Raw genomic sequence first — 22000 nt, 5'->3', positions numbered from 1 at the left:
TTTTATTTAACCTTTAACTATTTGTGTGGCTAACCATGCTGCGAATAAACAGCAGGTTACATTTAATATTATATTTAATCCTGCTTTTAACCAGAAACCTTGTTGAAAGAGCATTATTGTATCGACTGAAAATGTGGAAAATGTGGTTAACGCCCCTAAAAAACCAACGCCAACAGTTGTTCGCCACAAGGCCGCTTCTAGTTGACCATGCTCTAATAAAGAGTATAAAAAGCCTAATAAAAATGAACCTATAAAATTGACAAAGAGTGTACCAAAAGGAAAGCCTTTACCAAACCATTGAAGCATAAGTTGTGATAGAAAATATCTTAAGCAAGCACCGGTTGCCCCTCCAAATGCAATAAGAATATAAATTGTCATTGTTTGCATACTATTTGTACCTTTTATCCTGACTTTGTAAATCTAACGATTTTAGAAACGACAATTTTTCTTGTAGCTTTTTTTCTAGCCCACGATTACTAGGCTGATAATATTCAGTATCCCTTATCTCTTGTGGAAAGTAACATTCGCCGGCTGCATATGCATATTCTTCATTATGAGCGTACCGATATTCAGCTCCGTAACCTAAATCTTTCATCAAACTAGTGGGCGCATTTCTTAAATGCTCAGGAACAGACAAATCTGAGGTATCTTTTGCATGTTGAACAGCAGCTTTAAATGCCACATAAACCGAATTACTTTTTGCTGCACTGGCACAATAAATAGTCGCTTGAGCGATAGCGCGCTCGCCTTCGGAAGTGCCTACTCTATGGAAAATATCCCAGGCGTTTAAACATATTTGCATTGCCCTAGGATCGGCATTACCAATATCTTCCGTAGCTATAGCTAACAAGCGCCTAGCAACATATAAAGGATCACAGCCGGCCACTAACATTCGGGTATACCAATACAAAGCGGCATCGGGGGCTGAACCGCGTACCGATTTATGAAACGCACTTATCAAGTCATAAAACTGATCACCATTTTTATCATACTGGGCAACCTTTTCGCCAACAGCCTGTTTAACCATTTCTAAGGTGAGTACTTTGTGATCCGTACCTGTAGGTAGAAAATCAGCACTTAACTCTAGGTAATTTAATAGTTTACGCGCATCGCCACTGGCTAAATCAATCAAAATTGACCTTGCTTGCTCTTCTAGAACTAGGTTTAACTCCCCTAACCCGCGAATATTATCATCTAAGGCTTGGGATAATACTTGATTAAGATCCTCATGGCTGAGCCCTTTCAACACATACACTCTAGCGCGTGACAATAACGCATTGTTCAACTCAAAAGATGGATTTTCAGTGGTGGCGCCAATAAAAGTAACCGTACCATCTTCTATGTATGGTAAAAATGCATCTTGTTGACTTTTATTAAATCTATGTACTTCATCCACAAATAAGATAGTTCGAGTATTTTGTTGAGCGTATAGCTTGGCATTCTCGATAGCTTGGCGAATGTCTTTGACGCCACTACTTACCGCGGATAAACGTTCAATATGGGCATCACAATGGTTAGCCACTAGCTCTGCAAGTGTAGTTTTACCTGTACCAGGCGGCCCCCAAAGGATCATTGAATGGCATTGGCCTTTCAGTAAAGCTGCTCGTAAAGGTTTACCTTCGCCGATTATGTGTTGCTGTCCGCAGTAGTTCTCTACGTGAGTAGGCCGCATACGTGAAGCTAGCGGAGCAAATTGATGGGAACTTATATCTAGTTGTTCACCACTATGTTGTTCGTTAGCAAAATCAAATTCCGCGGTCTGTTTTTGGCTCATGGTGCTCGTTGGTCGTCTAATTCCCAACCTGTGGGTAAACTAAAACTAAAATGAGATCCAGCCAAAGTAACATTTTGCTTAATTTTTGTGAATACCAGACTACTTACTTGCCCTTGTGAGTCTTTTGTTTCAAGGGAAACAAGCTGCTCATTATTATCAAACATCAGCACTAACTGCACAATTCCAAGGTTCGCTGAGCCTACAGGCGTGATGACAAACTTTTTATTTTCAACAGTAACTTGGTAATTTTTCCAATCACTACTTTTGGGGTCGGTCAACAATATCAAAGGGTTATTTTCTATTTGTGCCTTTTGGCTATATGCCACTGCTTGCTCTAAAAATGGATCAAGATTCCATAACGTATCGCCATCAGCAATTAAGGTGTTCTCATTAGGCGGAAATAATTCCCAACGTAGTTTATTTGGCTGTTGTAGATATAACATTCCATTTGCTTGCTGTAATACAGTCTTGTCTATATCCACCACAATTTGTGTAAATTGAGCTTGGAAACTTTTAAAGTTAACCAACTTTTCTTGCAATAACTGCTGAACATCAGCATTTTGAGCATAACAAAATCCATTTAGCAGAGTGCTAAAACATAAAATGAAACTAAACCTAATGGCTGCAATTTTTATCATCTAAATTTAAAACCTATTTATTTGCTTAACTAGTCTCTGGGCGCTGGGGATGCTAACACTTCTCGATTACCATTATGCCCTTGTGAGCTTACGACACCACTTTGCTCCATTTGTTCTACTAACCTAGCAGCTCGGTTGTAACCAATTCTAAATTTTCGCTGTACACTTGATACAGACGCACGTCGAGTTTCGGTCACAAAGGCAACAGCTTCGTCATAAAATACGTCGAACTCTTGATCTTCGCCTTCTGGTTGTTCACCTGGCAGCAAAATCTCAGCACTTGCATCACCATTAAGAATTTCATCTATGTATTGGGGCGCACCACGTTTTTTCCAATCAGCAACCACAGCATGTACTTCATGATCATCAACAAAGGCACCATGCACTCGAGTTGGCACTCCTGTACCAGGTGGTAAATAAAGCATGTCCCCTGCCCCTAACAAGGCTTCGGCACCTTGTTGGTCGAGTATGGTTCTAGAATCAATTTTTGAAGATACCTGGAACGCAATTCGAGTAGGAATATTGGCCTTAATTAAGCCAGTAATAACATCAACAGATGGTCTTTGCGTAGCTAACACTAAATGAATACCCGCCGCTCGGGCTTTTTGTGCAATTCGGGCAATTAGCTCTTCTACTTTTTTGCCCACTATCATCATCATGTCGGCAAATTCGTCAACAACTACAACAATGGCGGGTAACTTCTCTAAAAATGGTGCCTCAGTTTCCATACTTTCTTCAGATTTCCACAAAGGATCTCGGATGGGTTCACCGTCTTCAATTGCTTTCAATACTTTTGTATTAAAACCTTTGAGGTTACGCACGCCTAAAGCAGACATTAACTTGTATCGACGCTCCATTTCGCCAACACACCAACGAAGTGCATTCGCCGCTTCTTTCATGTCGGTTACCACTTCAGCTAATAAATGGGGGATCCCTTCATACACAGAAAGCTCCAACATTTTAGGGTCGATCATGATCATACGCACATCTTCTGGCGTAGATTTATATAACAAACTTAGGATCATCACGTTGACCCCAACAGATTTACCCGAGCCCGTGGTACCCGCAACTAACAAGTGTGGCATTTTAGCTAAGTCTACAAATACAGGATTACCCGAGATATCAGCCCCTAACACCATAGTTAACGGTGACTCTGATGATTGGAACACATCATCCACTATCACTTCACTTAACCTAACCATGTCGCGTTTTTTATTCGGTAATTCCAAACCAATCACAGATTTGCCTGGAATAACCTCCACTACCCTAACCGATATAGCTGACATAGAACGGGCTAAATCTTTAGATAAAGTAGTAATTTTGCTTACTTTAACGCCTGGGGCTAGATCCATTTCAAAGCGGGTGATCACCGGACCTGGATATACGCCAACCACTCGAGCTTCGATATTAAAATCAGCTAATTTAGCTTCGAGTAATCGCGACACTATTTCTAGCTCTTCAGGCGTAATCGGATTTTTAATTTTGTCTGGGCGCTCTAACAACTCAAAAGACGGCATTGGTCCTTGAGTCTCATCTTCTTCTGAACTAGGCACATCAACAGGACGCGCAGTGACAATACCACCAGAGCCAGCTGCAGGTTCAAACTTAGCTTCACTTTTCTCTTTACTGCGAGATTTGGTAATTTTCTTCTTTAATTCACTAACAGAAATAGGACTCTTCTTAGTTGTTTTCGGTTCAGACTCGTCAAATATTTCCTGTGGAATACTCGGTTCAATATTAAAGGTGGCGTCATCAACTAGATGAGAGTCATTTCCATGAGTTGCGCTCCAGTAAGGTTCAGCAGAAGCTGTTTGTGAAGAGCCAAGATCTGAAGAAGTAGCTTCTGATGAAAATTTTACTGACCCAGAGTTTGGGACAGGTGATGAGTCATTTTCTTTCTTCTCTAATAACGGAATGGAGACACTCTTTAGCTTAGCCGGTGTGTGATAAACAAAGGTGCCCAAGAAAATGACCAATTCACCTAATTTATCAATTATGGTTAACCAAGAGATGCCACTTAACAGGGTCACGCCAGCACAAAAGAAACTTAATAACGCTAGAGTGGTGCCAACTAAACTAAAATATGGAACTAAAGACGAGCTCAATATGTCGCCAATCACGCCACCCGAACCATAATCAAATATGTCATTGGCATTCATACTCAATAATCCAGTGGTACCAAGTACCAATAAAATTACACCAATTATTCTTAAACCAATATTTAAATAATCGATCTCGAGTAAATTCTTAGTTTGTTGGAATAAAAACCAACCTACAAAAGCACAAGCGAACGGCAGAGCATAAGCAAAACTGCCAAAGGTAAAAAATAGAATATCTGCTAACCAAGCCCCTATCGGACCCACCCAGTTATTTACGTCAGTTTGCAATCCAGCCTGACTCCAACCTGGATCAGCCTGATGGAAAGAAGTTAAGGCAAGTAATAAAAATAATGCAAACAGACTGCTTAGCATCATGCCTACTTCCATTATTCTTTGAATGCCTGTTAGTCGTGCCATAGTAATAATTTCATTCTGTATTTTAGACTTAAAAAGTCCATCAATTTATATCCTACCTAAGATACCAGCCAAGACCAAAAATTCCTAGTTATCAAAGGCCTAACGCTCGTATATTGAGCAAATTTTGTAAAAATCACTTTAAACTTATTTTAACTTGGGTGGACTCTTTGACTTCTTCCATTACTACATAAGTCCTAGATTCGCTCACGCCGGGTAAACGTAATAATGTATCGCCTAACAATTTACGATAACGCGACATATCAGCCACCCTAGCCTTTAATAAGTAATCAAAATTTCCAGATATCAAATGGCACTCTTGAATATCGTCATGGTTTTTTACTGCGGCAGAAAACTCTTCGAAGATATCGACTGATGTTTTACTTAATGTGATCTCAACAAACACCAACATGGCCGCACCCAATTTAGCGGGATCAACTTTAGCGTGATATCCAGTGATGTAACCTTGTGTCTCAAGCCTTTTTACTCTTTCTAAACATGGACTTGCACTTAGCCCTACTCTAGCAGCTAAGTCTGCGTTGGTGATCTTACTATTTTTTTGAAGCTCAATTAATATATTTCTATCAATTCTATCAATGTGTTTGGGGGTATTTATTAGCAATATTATATTCCAAGCAATGACCATTTATCAGAATTATATATTGTACAATTTAATTTTTCCCAAGTTATTTTCGGAAATCCTTATATATAATGCCGCAAATAGATTATTCATTTGTAAGAGAACACTCAATGTTAATAGGCGTACCTAAAGAAATTAAAAATCATGAATATCGTGTTGGTTTAACACCTGCAGCTGTCAAAGAATTTGTAGCGCATAATCATGCAGTGTGGATAGAAAAAAGTGCGGGGGATGGCGTTGGTTTCAGTGACAAAGATTACACTTTAGCAGGTGCTGAAATAATTGATGATGCACAAACAATTTTTGCCAAGGCCGATTTGGTCATCAAGGTAAAAGAGCCTCAAGTGAATGAATGTAAAATGTTACGAGCAGGGCAAACACTGTTTACTTACCTCCATCTAGCCCCCGATCTAACCCAAACTGATTTACTGGTCAAATCGGGTAGTACCTGTATTGCCTATGAAACGGTTACAGATAAACAAAACACCCTACCCCTGTTGGCACCAATGAGTGAAGTGGCAGGACGAATGGCTGTTCAGGCTGGTGCTCATTATCTAGAAAAAGCCCAAGGTGGGAACGGTACTTTATTATCTGGGGTGCCGGGCGTGGCGCCAGGTAAAGTTTTGATTATTGGTGGCGGTTTTGTTGGAACCAATGCTGCAAAAATGGCTTTAGGTATGGGTGCAGAGGTAACAATTTTAGATAGATCATTACCAAGGCTTAGGGAGCTTGATGATCTATTTTTTGGTCGTTTAAAAACAGTTTATTCAACAGCTGACGCAATTGATAAATACTCATCTACTGCAGATTTAGTGATTGGTGCAGTGCTTATTCCCGGGGCTGCAGCGCCTAAGTTATTAACCCGTGCACACGTTAAAAACATGAAACAAGGTGCTGTAGTTGTTGACGTAGCGATAGATCAAGGAGGATGTTTTGAAACATCAAGAGCCACCACTCATCAAGATCCAGTTTATGTTATCGACGACGTTGTGCATTATTGTGTAGCGAACATGCCTGGAGGTGTAGCACGTACCTCTACTATAGCGCTAACCAATGCCACATTACCTTATGCTTTGGCCTTAGCTAACAAGGGAATAAAGGCTGCACTTTTAGAAGATCAACACCTTTTAAATGGCTTAAACGTGCATCAAGGAAAAGTCACGTATAAAGCGGTAGTTGATGCGCTAGGAGATAAATTACCATTAGACTATTTAGATGCGAAACAAGCATTAGAACAGTTTTAAAAAATACCACACCAAATGGGCCATTAAGGCCCATTTACAAATTTTATAAGCTAACTCTACACTAAAGTATAGACTGGTTAATATCAATTAACGTTTGAATAGGGTTACTAGATTGGGTAATGGGACGGCCAATTACCAAATAATCTGAACCTGCATCGATAGCTTGTTTGGGCGTCATAATACGCATTTGGTCACCTTTGTCCGAACCTTCTGGTCGAATACCAGGAGTGACTAAGGTAAAATCTGCGGCTACTTTAGATTTTAGTAAACTTGCTTCTTGCGCTGAACAAACTACCCCATCTAATCCTGATGCATGAGTAAGTTTAGCTAATCTTAATACATGTTCTTCAGGGGTCGAGTTTATGCCTATGGCCGAAAGTTGTTGTTGATCCATACTAGTTAATACAGTTACCGCTATCAGTAATGGTTTATTCGTGCCATTACTTTGAAGAGCAAGTTGAGCTTGCTCCATCATTTTAGGGCCACCAGATGCATGCACATTTACCATCCACACTCCTAAGTCTGCTGCCGCTAGGCAAGCTTTAGCCACAGTGTTTGGGATATCGTGAAATTTTAGGTCTAAAAATACATCAAAGTTTTTATCAATGAGTCCCTTAACAAAACTAGGGCCAAAGTGGGTAAACATTTCCTTACCCACCTTTAATCTACACAAGGAAGGGTCTAACCTTTGGATGAATTGATTGGCTTTATCTTGCTGTGCAAAATCTAATGCCACTAGCACTTTTGGATCCATATTTATATTAGTAACCTTACTTTTATCTAGTTTGCTCGGAATATTTAAGCTACTCACCATCTAACCCTTTAATGGGTTTAACCACGCCCCACTTTTTACAAGATGGACATAACCAGTGGATCTTACTGCCAGAAAATCCACAACTATGACACCTATATTTGGGTCTTTGTTTAATTTGTTCTTCGACTAATTCTTTAAGCAGGATTAAACTATTAGTCGATTGTTTTTGATCTTGTAAGTCATTTTGTTGTAATGAAATATATAACCCCATCAGGGTTTTAAAACCTTTCATGGTGGGATGTTTTTTTAACTGTTCTAATAACACTTCAGCGGCTTTAGCATTTTCTCCACTTTTCGCTAACTGTTTTACTTTAGCTAAATATGCAGTGGCACAGAGTTGCCAATATTTATCTAATATATGCGTTAACTTAGAATCATCAGAAAGTTTATCTGAACATTCAGATATAAGGGGGATCGCCTCACTCAGCCAATTTACATCACGAACCGGCACTTGCTCTAGGTGATCGATAGCGTCATTGTATTTACCTTGTTCCATGGCCATTTGCCCTAACATTAACCAAGGTCGAACTGCTTTATCGTCAGCTATTATAGCCTTTTGCAGGTTACTTTGTGCCAAAACAAGTTTACTCTGATTTTGTTCTATATCGGCTTGTTCACAATAAAAATGAGCCACTCTGGAACATAACTCGTCACTATCTCCTCCGGCGCCAATCATTTGTTCAGCTAACTCAATAGCTTTAAGCCAATCTTTGGTAGATTGGTAAATATTAAACAGTTGGATCTGCGCTTTTAAAAAATACTTTTGACTATTCATTAGTTGCAGAAATGCATTTTCAGCACGCTCTAAAAAACCAGCCAAAATATAATCTCTACCTAATTCAAATAATGCCGTCTCTCTTAAACTTGCAGAAATTTCATCTTTGCTGACTAAGTTTTGGTGTACTCGAATCGCTCTGTCTAACTCACCACGGTGACGGAAAAACTTTCCCATAGCGATATGGGTTTCAACAGTATCGCTGTCTAAGTCAATCATCTTAATTAGGGTATCTACGGCCTTATCAGGTTCGTCAGACAATAAAAAATTTAAACCACGATAATAATGTTTAGCTAAAATACTAGATTGTTTTCGCTGAGCTTGACGCACACTATTGCGGCCCATAACCCAACCGTACCAAGCTGCTACCGGTAATAATAAGAAAAGAGTTTCTAACATTATTTAGTCAAAGTTTTTTGAGGGTTAGAAGCACTAGAAAGCGTTTTTTGAGAATGGGAAGCTTGAGAAAGTTTCTTGTTCTTTCTTTCTAAACTACTAATTCGCCATTTAAGTTTAAGTAGATAAGCTAAGATTAAAATAAAGCAAACCAGAAAACCTAAACTAAAACTCACAGCTAGGATATAAGACATCTTGATTTGAGTAGTAAAATCATTAATCAAATAGTTAACTGAAACAAGGTGACTATTTTGCGATCCCACAAAGCCGGCAATCACTAAAACCATTAACACAAAGATGAGTAATAGTAGGCCTTTTAGTTTCATTTATGATTTCCTAAACACTGATGATATTTTGCATTACTTGAGTATATTTCAACCAACAAGCAAGCAATTCAAAAACTTTATCTAACTCTAACAAAAACGGCACTCCAATTGGAGTGCCGTTTTCAAAAAAAATATACAAATCAACTAGCTAAACTTTCGTTTACTCGTTCCCGTAACTCTTTGCCAGGTTTAAAGTGAGGAACATGTTTACCTTCCAATTTCACTGTTTCACCTGTTTTAGGGTTACGTCCAACTCGTGGTGCACGATAATGTAAAGAGAAACTACCAAATCCGCGGATTTCGATTCGCTCACCCTTTTGTAAGGTTTGCGCCATTTGCTCTAACATTTCCTTAATTGCTAACTCCACATCCTTAGCTGGAACTTGACGTGCTTTATCGGCTAGTCTTTCAATAAGTTCTGACTTTGTCATTCACAAACTCTCCATTAATAAAAAGCTAATACTACCGATAATAAACGCGCTAATAATTTTGTCAAAGTTATCTACAAAATAATTAGCGCAATATGACTAGTTAATTAGTCGTTTTTCGCTTTATTGAATGCATCAGCAAAGGCGTTACTGAAACCAACTTCTTCTTGTTGATTTACTTTGTCTAACGCTTCTTTCTCGTCTGCTTGATCTTTAGCCTTAACAGACAAGTTCACTACGCGGTTCTTACGATCAACGCCCATGAACTTAGCTTCGATTTCAGTATCAACACTTGCTACTTCAGTTGCGTCTTCAATACGTTCGCGAGCTAAATCTCCAACACGGATATAACCTTCAACTTCTTCAGCTAACTTAACAGTTACACCTTTAGCGTCAACTGCAGTAATAGTACCTACTACAATTGTACCTTTCTTAGTATCAGCGATGTACTGATTGAAAGGGTCTTCTTCAATTTGTTTAACGCCTAGTGAAATACGCTCACGTTCAGGGTCAACTTGAAGAACAACAGCTGAGATTTCGTCACCTTTCTTGTAGTCACGAACAGCGTCTTCGCCAGTCTTGTTCCAAGAAATATCAGACAAGTGAACTAGACCATCTATGCCGCCATCAAGACCGATGAAGATACCAAAGTCAGTGATTGACTTGATCTTACCAGACACTTTATCGCCTTTACTTTGTGCTTTAGCAAACTCTTCCCAAGGATTAGGAATACATTGCTTAAGACCAAGTGAAATACGACGACGTTCTTCGTCAATTTCAAGAACCATAACTTCACAAACGTCACCTAGGTTAACAACCTTAGATGGGTGAATGTTTTTATTAGTCCAATCCATTTCTGAAACGTGAACTAAACCTTCAACACCGTCTTCGATTTCTACGAAACAACCGTAGTCAGTTAGGTTAGTTACAGCACCACTTAATTTAGCGCCTTCAGGGTAACGGTTAGCAATTTCTTGCCATGGATCGTTGCCCATTTGCTTCATACCAAGAGAAACTCGAGATTTCTCTTTATCAAATTTCAATACTTTAACGTTGATTTCGTCACCAACATTAACGATTTCACTTGGGTGCTTAACACGTTTCCAAGCCATATCTGTGATGTGTAGAAGACCATCTACGCCACCTAAGTCAACAAACGCACCGTAATCAGTAAGGTTCTTAACGATACCTTTAACTTCATGACCTTCTTCAAGGTTAGCAAGTAATGTATCACGTTCTGCACTGCTTTCTGCTTCGATAACCGCACGACGAGAAACCACAACGTTGTTACGTTTAGCATCAAGTTTGATAACTTTAAATTCTAATTCTTTACCTTCAAGGTGAGCTGTATCACGTACTGGACGTACATCAACCAATGAACCAGGTAAGAAAGCACGTACAGTATTAACTTCTACTGTAAATCCGCCTTTCACTTTACCGTTAATTACACCAATGATGGTTTCTTTTTCAGTATAAGCTTTTTCTAATTCAACCCAAGCTTCATGGCGTTTCGCTTTTTCGCGAGATAAAATGGTTTCACCGAAGCCATCTTCAACTGCATCCAAAGCAACATCAATTTGATCACCAACAGCAACTTCTAGTTGACCATCAGCACCTCTAAATTGTTCTACTGGGATAGCACTTTCAGATTTAAGTCCAGCATCTACAAGTACGATGTCTTTATCGATAGAAACGATAGTACCTTTAACGATAGAGCCAGGACGGGTTTCAAGTTCTTTTAAACTTTCTTCAAATAGATCAGCAAAATTTTCAATCATAGTGTTTTAATAAGTTTCTTTTTGACATCCGCGTTACATTCCAGTCTGCGCGGGGTTGTTATTCATAACCAAATCATCCATAACTTGGCGGATTTAAAATGTATATATATTTTGTTAGTTCGAAACTTGAGTTAGTTTCTCATTAACAAATAACTCAATCTTTTCAACAACTTGCTCTACATTCAACGAGGTTGAATCTAATACAAAAGCATCTTTTGCCGGTACTAAAGGTGCAACTTTACGATTTGCATCTCGCTCATCACGAGCCTTTATGTCCGCCAAAAGGCGCGGCATACTAACATCATGGCCCTTGTTTATCAACTGCTTATAACGTCTATCCGCTCTTTCTTCAGCGCTGGCGGTAAGAAAGATCTTAGCTTGTGCCTCTGGGAAAACGACGGTTCCCATATCTCTACCATCAGCCACTAACCCTGGGCTTTGTTTAAAAGCTCTTTGTCGTCGTAACAAAGCTTCTCGCACTCTAGGTAATGAAGCAATTTTCGAGGCCACAGATCCCACTTCTTCGGTGCGAATGATGTCACTGACATCTTCACCTTCAAGCATGATCCGTACACCTTTATCTGTTGTTTCGAAACTCACATCTAGACCTGAGGCTAAAGGTAATAATCCCGCTTCATCTTCTGCTGGAATTTGGTGATGCGTTGATGCAATGGCTAAAACACGGTAAATACTGCCACTATCTAAAAAGTGCCATCCAAGCTTCTTAGCTAACAATGTACTAGCTGTTCCCTTTCCCGCTCCGCTTGGTCCGTCTATGGTTATGACAGGTTCTGTGTACATGCGCTCTCCTGAGCAAGTAAAAATCGCGCGCAATTATACTCATTGACAACAGATAAGCAATGACACTTATATTACATTTTGTTAACGAATCGGGTAATTATGGGTACTTAGATTATGAAAGGGGCAAAGCCCCTTTAATTAGTATCAGCGTATTTATTGGCAAATTGTCGAAAATCTTTCGAAGTAGTCTGGAAAGGTTTTTGCTGTACAATCTGGATCGTTAATAGTCACTGGGGTATCACTTAATGCAACGAGAGAAAAACACATAGCAACCCTGTGATCATTATAAGTATCAATTGCCGCATGTTTAAGCTCAGAAGTGGGTGTAACACTAATAAAGTCTTCGCCTTCTTCAACTGTCGCCCCCACCTTTCTAAGCTCGGCACTCATAGCTGCTAGTCGATCGGTTTCTTTAACACGCCAGTTATAGATGTTGCGAATAGTAGTAGTGCCCTGTGCAAATAAAGCAGTAGTTGCAATTGTCATAGCTGCGTCTGGAATATGATTCATGTCTAAATCAACCGCTTTTAGTGGTGCGCCTGTTACCTCAATATATTCATCTTGCCAGTCAACTTTAGCCCCCATTTTTTCAAGTACTTCAGCAAACTTAATATCACCTTGAATGCTGTTTTTTCCAATGCCGGTAACACGCACAGTGCCACCTTTAATAGCACCTGCGGCTAAGAAATATGATGCTGACGATGCATCACCTTCAACCATAAAGTGACCAGGACTTTGATATTGTTGATTACCTTTAACCACAAACTGTTGGTAATTTTGATTTTCAATGACAATGCCAAACTTCGCCATAGTATCTAGAGTGATGTCTATGTAGGGTTTTGATACTAGTTCACCACTAATAGTAATGTTTGTATCATTTTCAAATAAAGGAGCACTCATTAATAAAGCCGTTAAAAACTGACTAGATACACTACCATCAACGGTAACATCACCACCTTTAAGACTATTACCTTGGATCGACAGTGGTGGGTAATCTTCATTTTTTAAATACTCAATCAGTGCGCCAGCTTGGCGTAATGAGTCCACTAAGGCACCTATTGGACGCTCTTCCATTCTAGGCTCGCCGGTTAACTCAAATGTTCCTTGGCTTGCAGCTAAAGCCGCACATAAAGGTCGCATTGCAGTTCCCGCGTTACCTAGGAACAAACTCACAGGTTCAGGAACCTTGAAAGCCCCCGCATTACCGGATACCCAACACTGGGTTTTACACTCAGATAAACGGTATTGCACACCTAACTTGGTTAATGCGTTTAACATGTGTTCGATATCTTCACTGTCTAGTAAGTTTGTTAAATGGGTTTCACCTGAAGCTAAAGCTGCCAACAAAAGTGCCCTATTTGATAAACTTTTTGATCCTGGCACGTTAACAGTACCTTGCACTTTCTTAATGGGTGAAAGTAATAATTGTTTCATTAACCATTTCTCCTAGCGAAATCTCGCATAAACTCTGTTAACGCAATCACCCCTTCTATTGGCATCGCATTATAAATACTGGCTCGCATACCACCGACTATTCTATGACCTTTAAGGGCCTTCAAACCGTTTTGTTCGGCTTCTTGTAAAAACAACGGTTCTAACTCTTTGGATTTCAAATGAAAAGTCACATTCATTTTAGAACGAAAGTCCCCATGCACATTATTGGTATATAAGTCACATTCATCAATACACTTATATAACAAGGCAGCTTTTTGAGCGTTCTTTTCAGCTATAGCCTCTAAGCCGCCCTGTTGCTTTAGCCACTTAAATACTAGACCGGCCAAATACCAAGAATAGGTAGGTGGGGTGTTATACATAGAATCAAATTTATCAATGGTTTTATAATGCAAAAACGTGGGTGTTTCTGGCATGGCAAACTCTAACAAGTCATCTCGCACTATTACTACAGCCAACCCAGATGGCCCAATATTTTTTTGCGCCCCGGCATAAATTATACCGAACTTAGCTACATCTATAGGTTTTGATAAAATATTTGATGACATATCAGCCACTAAAGGAATGTCACCGCAATCTGGAATATCATTAACTTCAATACCATCAACAGTCTCATTACTGCAATAATGAAAATACGCGCTTTTTTGATCGACCATATCAGGTGTGATTTTGGGTACTGTCAGTATCCCATCAATATTTTGTGTTTCAGCCAAAACATTCACATCTAAAAACTTACTGGCTTCTTGTTGGGCCCCTTTTGACCAAGAACCCGTTTGCAAAAACGCAGCTTTATCACTCAAACCTTTTAAGTTCATAGGAACAGATGAAAACTGGCCTCTTCCGCCACCTTGTACAAACAAAACTTTATAGTTATCGGGAACAGACAATAAGTCTCTAAGATCCTGCTCGGCTTCGCTAGCCAAAGCGATATATTCAGCACTACGATGACTCAACTCCATAACAGAGCGTCCCGTACCTTGCCAATCGATAAATTCAGCTTGGGCTTGTTGCATAACTTCTACTGGCAACATGGCTGGACCAGCACAAAAATTAAATATCTCTGACTTTTCTTTATTCACTTTTTTCTCGCCCAAAAATTTTACAAAAAAAACGAGCGGCAAAGCCACTCGTTTATAAAACATAAGAGTATTAAGAACTAGAATTTACCTAGTTACCACACTTTTCAATAGAAAAAATATGACTCTCTTATTCGTCTTCGTTAGCTTCAGGTGCATCTGGTTGAGTAACATCTGCTGCTGAACCTTCTACTTCTTCAGCGTCGACTACGTCACTTTCAATCGTTACAAGCTCTTCAATTTCATCGATACGTTGCAGGCCAACTACATGTTCACCTTCAATCGTACGGATCAATCTAACACCTTGTGTATTACGACCTACGGTAGATACTTCATCTACTCTGGTACGAACCAATGTGCCTTGATCACTGATCAACATGATTTCGTCGCTATCATTAACCTGTACCGCACCCACTACTTTACCGTTGCGTTCAGATACTTTAATAGAAACAACACCCTGTGTGGCACGACTCTTAGCTGGGTAGTCAGCTACCGGAGTACGTTTACCAAAACCATTTTCAGTAGCAGTTAAGATAGCACCATCACCTTGAGGGACAATAAGTGACACCACTTTCTGCCCCTCTTGTAGACGAATTCCACGCACACCTGTGGCGGTTCTACCCATAGGACGCAAGGCTAATAACTCTTCACCCGTTTCAGGGTCAAGTTTCACATTACCTGTTTCTGAATCACGTTGTTTTTCATTAAAACGAACCACCTTACCGGCATCAGAGAACAACATAATATCGTCTTCGCCATGGGTGATATCGACCCCGATTAACTCGTCACCTTCGTTTAGGTTAACCGCTATGATGCCGTTAGCTCTTGGGCGAGAGTATGAGGTTAACGCAGTTTTCTTAACTGTACCGTTAGCCGTCGCCATCAATACATATTTACCTTCTTCAAATTCCTGAATCGGTAAAATAGCAGTGATACGTTCATCTTGTTCAAGAGGAAGAATATTAACAATTGGACGACCACGTGCGTTTCGACTAGCTAGTGGTAATTGATATACTTTTAACCAATATAAACGGCCACGGGTTGAGAAACACAGGATATGGTCATGGGTATTAGCCACTAATAATTTTTCAATAAAGTCTTCATCTTTCATCTTAGTGGCTGATTTACCGCGACCACCACGACGTTGAGACTCATAATCATTTAGTTTTTGATATTTAACATAACCTTCATGAGAAAGTGTTACCACAACATCTTCTTGCTCAATCAGATCTTCAATATCAATATCGTGAGAAGCCGCTGTGATTTCTGTACGACGAGCATCGCCATATTCGTCACGTACTTGTTCTAATTCTTCACGAATAACTTCCATTAATCGTTCAGGGCTACCTAAAATATGTAACAACTCAGCTATGACTTCGAGTAATTCTTTGTACTCTGATAAAATCTTATCATGCTCTAAGCCAGTTAACTTATTTAAACGTAGGTCTAATATAGCTTGGGCTTGTTGCTCAGTTAAATGATACAGGCCATCACGAATGCCATATTGAGGCTCTAACCAATCAGGTCTAGCGGCATCATCACCAGCACGCTGTAACATTTCAGCCACATCACCTAAAGACCAGCCTTGGGCAGTTAACGATACTTTTGCATCTGCAGGGCTTTTAGACGCTTTAATCAAGGCAATAATTGGATCGATATTAACCAAAGCAATGGCTAAGCCTTCAAGAATATGTGCACGTTCTCGGGCTTTTTTCAGTTCGAAAACCGTACGTCTAGTAACGACTTCACGTCTATGTAATACAAACGCTTTAAGGATATCTAGTAGGTTAAATATTTTAGGCTGAGTCTTGTCCAAGGCCACCATATTAATACCAAACACAGTTTGCATTTGTGTTTGAGAGTATAGGTGGTTAAGTACTACTTCCGCTGACTCATTGCGACGGACTTCAACCACAATGCGCATACCGTCTTTATCAGACTCATCACGCAATGCTGAAATACCTTCGATTTTTTTGTCTTTAACTAACTCTGCAATTTTTTCAATTAACCTAGCTTTGTTAACTTGATACGGTATCTCATGCACAATAATGGTTTCTTTACCATTATCTTCAGTCTCGATCTCAGCACGAGCTCGCATGTAAATTTTGCCACGACCAGTGCGATAAGCGTCTTCGATTCCTTTTCTACCACTTATAAATGCAGCAGTTGGGAAATCTGGCCCAGGAATATATTCAATTAACTCTTCAATGGTTAATTGTGGGTTATCTACTAACGCGATACAGCCGTTTACCACTTCCGTTAAATTATGTGGCGGGATATTCGTGGCCATACCAACAGCGATACCAGACGAGCCATTAACCAGTAGGTTAGGTACACGAGTCGGCAATACTTCTGGAATATGCTCCGTACCATCATAGTTGGGTACAAAGTTTACGGTTTCTTTTTCTAAGTCAGCCAACAATTCATGAGAAATTTTTGCCATACGAATTTCGGTATAACGCATTGCTGCCGCTGAATCACCATCTACAGAACCAAAATTACCTTGGCCATCCACTAACATATAGCGTAATGAAAACGGCTGCGCCATACGAACTATAGTGTCGTAGACAGCAGAGTCACCATGAGGGTGATACTTACCTATTACATCACCTACTACACGAGCAGATTTTTTATAGGGTTTATTAAAGTCGTTTTTTAATTCGTTCATGGCGAATAAAACACGGCGATGAACCGGTTTTAAGCCATCTCTTACATCAGGCAGCGCCCTGCCAACAATAACACTCATCGCATAATCGAGATAAGAGTTTTTAAGTTCTTCTTCAATATTAATTGGAAGAATTTCTTGGGCGTGATCAGTCATATACAGCCTTGTCCCTAGTCGTTATTATTAGAGTGTGTTTTTGGTTAAAACTCACATGGTTTATTTTAAGCTAGGACTTAGAATAAATATTAAGCTTTACCAATATAACCGTTGTTTTCAACCGCTCAATACTACCACCTACAAAAATAAATAAATAGCGTATATCGCTCATATAGTGGTCAATAAAACAGCAGTTGAGCATATATGCTGTTTCCAGGGATTAAGTTTTAGTAAACAAATCAAAATTTGGCTGGATAGTGACAGAAGTTGCTGGCTATAATTGTGCCATTATAAAAATAATAAAGACCGACAATTCATATGACCCATTCACAAAATGTTGATCACGCTGAAATCCAAAAATTTTCTGAGTTAGCTTCTAGGTGGTGGGATTTAAATGGTGAATTTAAACCACTGCATCAAATTAATCCTCTACGAACCGATTACATTGTTCAACATAGCCAAGGTTTAGATGGGAAAAAAGTGCTGGACGTAGGTTGTGGTGGCGGCATATTGGCCGAAAGTATGGCGAAACACGGTGCCACAGTTACGGGCATTGACATGGGAGTAGCGCCATTAGAAATAGCTAAGTTACATGGCCTAGAATCTGGTTTAAAAGTTGAGTACCAACAAACCACAGCCGAAGAGTTCGCTGATAAACATTCAGCCTCCTTTGATGTGGTTACCTGTATGGAAATGTTAGAACATGTACCTGATCCAAGCTCAATAGTTACCGCATGTCATAAATTAGTCAAACCCGGTGGACATGTGTTTTTTTCTACCTTAAACAGAAACATAAAATCCTATTTAATGGCAATAGTCGGTGCTGAATACATATTAGGCTTAGTACCTAAAGGTACTCATCAACATGACAAGTTTATCAAACCATCGGAGTTAATGGCTTGGATAGATAATACCCCTTTACATATAAAAAGAATGATTGGCCTGCATCTAAATCCAATGACTCAAGAATATTACTTATCTCAACAAAATGTAGATGTAAATTACATTATCCATTGTACAAATGGGGATAAATAATGCTTAAAACATTAACCCAAGGGCCTAATGCAGTTTTATTTGATTTGGATGGCACTTTACTTGATACCGCAAGAGACTTAGGCAATGCGTTAAATCATGTATTAACCCAATGTGATCTAGCAATGGTTAAATACGATCAATACAGAAATATAGCATCTGATGGCGCTAAAGGCTTATTAGAACTTGGATTCGCTGAAAAATTAAAAGACTATAATTTTTCTATACTTAGACAAGAATTATTAGATTATTATCAAAAAAACATTTGTGTCGATACATGTTATTTCGAGGGTATTGAAACCTTACTAAAAGAACTAGATACACTTAATATTCCTTGGGGAATCGTGACCAATAAACCAGAATTTTTAACCCTTGAACTGGTAAGTTTCTTTCCACAATTAAGAGATTGCCAAGTAGTGATTTCTGGCGATTCTTTAGCCGAACGTAAACCTCATCCTTTGCCTTTATTAGAAGCTGAAAAACGACTCAAATTAGCTAATCCAAATACTTGGTATCTAGGTGACGCCGAGCGAGATATTCAAGCGGCGAATGCAGCTAATATGACCAGTGTCGCTGCTTTATATGGCTACATAGATAAGAGTATAAATGTAGACAGTTGGCAGGCTAATATCAAAATAGAAAATCCCACGGATATTTTAGCTTACTTGTAATCTAGCTTGTTTTTTGAACTAAGAGTAAAACACGACATCTAGTATGTTATTTTCAATTAACCCACCATATATCCATAAACAATGAATACCCACATATTTAAATCAAAATAATTTAATAAAAAAATTAACCAAGATTTTCACTTGCATTCCACAAATACGACCTTAAAAGAGAGCTTTTACGTTAGTCACCACTAACCTAATTTAGAGGAAGATTTGATCGCACAAATAACCACCACATATTGGGTTGCAATGTGATTAAAACCTCACTATCTTGTGTTGAGTTTACTCAAACAGTATCTGTTTTTCAGAATGCTTTCTTTTAGGGGAAATATTGTTAAAAGTAGACCTAATAATGATAAAAGAAGAGTAGTTAAGCTTTCTTTAAATCTCTCGCTTAATAAAGCTATCTATACAGCTAAATAATAAAAGTAACGGCATAAAAAAATGAACAACAATTTATACGTCACCAAACGTACTGGCGAACGCGAAGTCATTGATCTAGACAAGATCCATAAAGTGATTGAGTGGGCAGCTAAAGGATTAGACAAGGTCTCAGTCTCGCAGGTTGAAATCAAAGCACATATTCAATTTTACGACGGTATAAAAACAGCCGATATTCATGAAACCTTAATTCGTTCAGCTGCAGAACTTATTTCAACAGACTGCCCAGATTATCAATATTTAGCTGCTCGTTTGGCGATTTTCCATTTACGCAAAAAAGCCTACGGGCGTTTTGAACCGCCGGCATTATATGATCATGTAAAACAATTGGTTGAGACTGGTAAATACGACCAGCATTTGTTAGACGATTACACTCAAGCTGAATTTAATGAAATGAACGATTATATCGATCATTGGCGCGATATGAACTTTAGTTATGCAGCGGTAAAACAACTAGAAGGTAAATACCTAGTTCAAAACCGTGTCACTGGCGAAATTTATGAAAGTGCCCAATTTTTATATATTTTAGTGGCGGCGTGTTTATTCGCAAATTACGAAAAAGACACACGTATGGATTACATCAAGCGCTTTTATGATGCCAGCTCTAAATTCAAGATATCATTACCCACCCCGATTATGGCGGGCGTAAGAACCCCTACTCGTCAATTCAGTTCTTGTGTATTAATCGAGTCAGGCGACAGTTTAGATTCTATAAACGCCACCTCTAGTGCCATAGTTAAATATGTTAGTCAGCGGGCTGGAATTGGGGTGAATGCAGGGCGAATAAGAGCGCAAGGCAGCCCTATTCGTGGAGGCGAAGCCTTCCATACTGGTTGTATTCCATTTTATAAACACTTTCAAACAGCAGTTAAAAGCTGCTCGCAAGGTGGTGTACGCGGCGGTGCTGCCACCTTGTTCTATCCATTATGGCATTTAGAGGTTGAATCACTTTTAGTCTTAAAAAATAACCGAGGCGTTGAAGAAAATCGTGTACGTCATTTAGATTATGGGGTGCAATTTAATAAATTGATGTATACCCGTTTAATCAAAGATCAACATATCACTTTGTTCAGCCCTTCTGACACGCCTGGCTTATATGATGCATTTTTTGCCGATCAAGATGAGTTTGAACGTCTATATGAATTGTACGAAAAAGATACCAGCATTCGCAAAAAACAAATAAAAGCAATCGAATTATTTAGTTTGTTTATGCAAGAGCGTGCCAGTACTGGTCGTATCTATTTACAAAACGTTGATCATTGCAACACCCACAGTCCGTTTAACCCTAAGTTGGCTCCGGTTCGTCAAAGTAACTTGTGCCTAGAGATTGCTTTACCCACTAAGCCACTTAACCATGTAAATGACGAAGAAGGCGAAATTGCCCTTTGTACGCTATCAGCCTTTAACTTAGGCGCCATAGAGAGTGTTGATGAATTTGCTGAGTTATCTGACCTAACTGTGCGCGCACTAGATAGTTTATTGGATTACCAAGACTATCCTGTTCCAGCTGCATACAATGCCACTATGGGACGTCGTACTTTAGGTATAGGTGTGATCAATTTCGCTTATTACTTAGCAAAGAATGGTGTGAAGTATTCTGACGGTAGTGCCAATGGATTAGTCCATAAAACCTTTGAAGCCATGCAATACAATTTGATGAAAGCATCTTGTAATCTAGCCAAAGAAAAAGGGGCATGTCCTAAGTTTGACGAAACGACTTATTTCCAAGGTTTAATGCCAATTGATACTTACAAGAAAGATCTAGATAAAGTATGTGACGAGCCATTGCATTGCGACTGGGATAGTTTGCGAGCCGATATCAAACAATACGGTTTGCGTAACAGCACCTTGTCTGCATTAATGCCTTCAGAAACCTCTTCGCAAATATCTAATGCGACAAACGGAATTGAGCCGCCACGAGGCCATATCAGTATAAAATCCAGTAAAGATGGTGTACTTAAACAAGTGGTTCCTGAATATGAAAGGCTGAAAGACAAATACGAGTTATTATGGGATTTACCTTCCAATGACGGTTATTTGCAGCTTGCTGGCATCATGCAAAAATTTGTTGACCAAACCATTTCAGCTAATACCAGTTACGATCCGAACAAATTTGAAGGTGGCAAAGTGCCTATGAAACTTCTGCTTAAAGATTTGTTGACGAGTTATAAACTTGGGGTAAAAACCTTGTACTATCACAATACTCGTGACGGGGCGGCAGATTCTTCACAACAAGAGTTAACCCAAACCAAACAAAAGTTCACACCTAAAGAAGTGGTGGTTGAAGAAGACGATGACTGCGCTGGCGGAGCTTGTAAAATTTAAGTAAAGCTAATCAATCTGGCCACTAAATAGTTAGTGGCTTTTATTAATAAATAAT

The 22000-nt window shown here is 39.2% G+C and carries 18 protein-coding genes; 4 read left to right on the top strand and 14 right to left on the bottom strand.

Features of this window, described 5'->3' with window-relative positions:
* Window positions 1–6: 6 nt before the first annotated feature.
* The 5 genes from crcB to lrp form a co-directional block, all read right to left on the bottom strand.
* Window positions 7–387, bottom strand: coding sequence for a fluoride efflux transporter CrcB (gene crcB, locus L0668_RS02890; protein WP_235310550.1), 381 nt, complete (start codon window positions 385–387; stop codon window positions 7–9).
* 1 nt (window position 388) lies between these two features.
* Window positions 389–1672, bottom strand: coding sequence for a replication-associated recombination protein A (locus L0668_RS02885; RefSeq protein ID WP_235310690.1), 1284 nt, complete (start codon window positions 1670–1672; stop codon window positions 389–391).
* Between the two features lie 98 nt (window positions 1673–1770).
* On the bottom strand, window positions 1771–2412 hold the full coding sequence (gene lolA, locus L0668_RS02880; protein ID WP_235310549.1) for an outer membrane lipoprotein periplasmic chaperone LolA: 642 nt from the start codon (window positions 2410–2412) through the stop codon (window positions 1771–1773).
* Window positions 2413–2441: 29 nt separating this feature from the next.
* Entirely contained in the window at window positions 2442–4928 is a 2487-nt protein-coding gene (locus L0668_RS02875; protein ID WP_235310548.1) for a DNA translocase FtsK, read from the bottom strand.
* Between the two features lie 133 nt (window positions 4929–5061).
* Entirely contained in the window at window positions 5062–5547 is a 486-nt protein-coding gene (lrp, locus tag L0668_RS02870) for a leucine-responsive transcriptional regulator Lrp (protein ID WP_268820147.1), read from the bottom strand.
* A 128-nt stretch (window positions 5548–5675) separates the two neighbouring features.
* Between lrp and ald the strand changes: the two genes are divergently transcribed.
* Complete coding sequence (ald, locus tag L0668_RS02865; RefSeq protein ID WP_235310546.1) at window positions 5676–6809, top strand: alanine dehydrogenase; 1134 nt, start codon at window positions 5676–5678, stop codon at window positions 6807–6809.
* Between the two features lie 61 nt (window positions 6810–6870).
* On the opposite strand, the gene pyrF is transcribed toward ald, so the two are convergent.
* The 9 genes from pyrF to gyrA form a co-directional block, all read right to left on the bottom strand.
* Window positions 6871–7563, bottom strand: coding sequence for an orotidine-5'-phosphate decarboxylase (gene pyrF, locus L0668_RS02860; protein ID WP_235310545.1), 693 nt, complete (start codon window positions 7561–7563; stop codon window positions 6871–6873).
* Window positions 7564–7612: 49 nt separating this feature from the next.
* Window positions 7613–8797: a lipopolysaccharide assembly protein LapB gene (gene lapB / locus L0668_RS02855; RefSeq protein ID WP_235310544.1), complete on the bottom strand. Its 1185-nt coding sequence runs from the start codon at window positions 8795–8797 to the stop codon at window positions 7613–7615.
* Window positions 8797–9120 carry a LapA family protein gene (locus L0668_RS02850; RefSeq protein WP_235310543.1) on the bottom strand — a complete coding sequence of 108 codons (324 nt, stop codon included), beginning with the start codon at window positions 9118–9120 and terminating at the stop codon, window positions 8797–8799. The genes lapB and L0668_RS02850 overlap by 1 nt, the downstream gene beginning before the upstream one ends.
* A 140-nt stretch (window positions 9121–9260) precedes the next feature.
* Window positions 9261–9551, bottom strand: a complete 291-nt coding sequence (gene ihfB / locus L0668_RS02845) for an integration host factor subunit beta (RefSeq protein WP_235310542.1) — start codon at window positions 9549–9551, stop codon at window positions 9261–9263.
* A 104-nt stretch (window positions 9552–9655) separates the two neighbouring features.
* Window positions 9656–11326, bottom strand: coding sequence for a 30S ribosomal protein S1 (gene rpsA, locus L0668_RS02840; protein ID WP_235310541.1), 1671 nt, complete (start codon window positions 11324–11326; stop codon window positions 9656–9658).
* 114 nt (window positions 11327–11440) lie between these two features.
* On the bottom strand, window positions 11441–12127 hold the full coding sequence (gene cmk, locus L0668_RS02835; RefSeq protein WP_235310540.1) for a (d)CMP kinase: 687 nt from the start codon (window positions 12125–12127) through the stop codon (window positions 11441–11443).
* A gap of 153 nt (window positions 12128–12280) precedes the next feature.
* A complete protein-coding gene (gene aroA / locus L0668_RS02830) occupies window positions 12281–13561 on the bottom strand; it encodes a 3-phosphoshikimate 1-carboxyvinyltransferase (RefSeq protein WP_235310539.1) in 1281 nt (426 codons plus the stop codon).
* A complete protein-coding gene (gene serC, locus L0668_RS02825) occupies window positions 13561–14658 on the bottom strand; it encodes a 3-phosphoserine/phosphohydroxythreonine transaminase (protein ID WP_349815622.1) in 1098 nt (365 codons plus the stop codon). Before serC ends, aroA begins: the two co-directional genes overlap by 1 nt.
* Window positions 14659–14785: 127 nt before the next feature.
* Window positions 14786–17476, bottom strand: coding sequence for a DNA topoisomerase (ATP-hydrolyzing) subunit A (gyrA, locus tag L0668_RS02820; RefSeq protein WP_235310538.1), 2691 nt, complete (start codon window positions 17474–17476; stop codon window positions 14786–14788).
* Between the two features lie 318 nt (window positions 17477–17794).
* Here gyrA and ubiG point away from each other — a divergent pair, with 318 nt between their 5' ends.
* The 3 genes from ubiG (at window position 17795) to nrdA (ending at window position 21945) form a co-directional block, all read left to right on the top strand.
* On the top strand, window positions 17795–18511 hold the full coding sequence (gene ubiG, locus L0668_RS02815) for a bifunctional 2-polyprenyl-6-hydroxyphenol methylase/3-demethylubiquinol 3-O-methyltransferase UbiG (protein ID WP_235310537.1): 717 nt from the start codon (window positions 17795–17797) through the stop codon (window positions 18509–18511).
* The gene (locus L0668_RS02810) at window positions 18511–19179 is read left to right on the top strand and encodes an HAD-IA family hydrolase (RefSeq protein WP_235310536.1); all 669 of its coding nucleotides are present in this window, start codon (window positions 18511–18513) and stop codon (window positions 19177–19179) included. Before ubiG ends, L0668_RS02810 begins: the two co-directional genes overlap by 1 nt.
* Before the next feature lie 444 nt (window positions 19180–19623).
* Window positions 19624–21945, top strand: coding sequence for a class 1a ribonucleoside-diphosphate reductase subunit alpha (gene nrdA / locus L0668_RS02805; RefSeq protein WP_235310535.1), 2322 nt, complete (start codon window positions 19624–19626; stop codon window positions 21943–21945).
* The last annotated feature ends 55 nt before the right edge of the window (window positions 21946–22000 follow it).

This window comes from Paraglaciecola algarum (assembly GCF_021532655.1).
GTDB classification, from domain to species: Bacteria; Pseudomonadota; Gammaproteobacteria; order Enterobacterales; family Alteromonadaceae; genus Paraglaciecola; species Paraglaciecola algarum.
The sequence above is the reverse complement of the archived record's forward strand: the minus strand, read 5'-3'. Positions and strand labels throughout refer to the sequence as shown.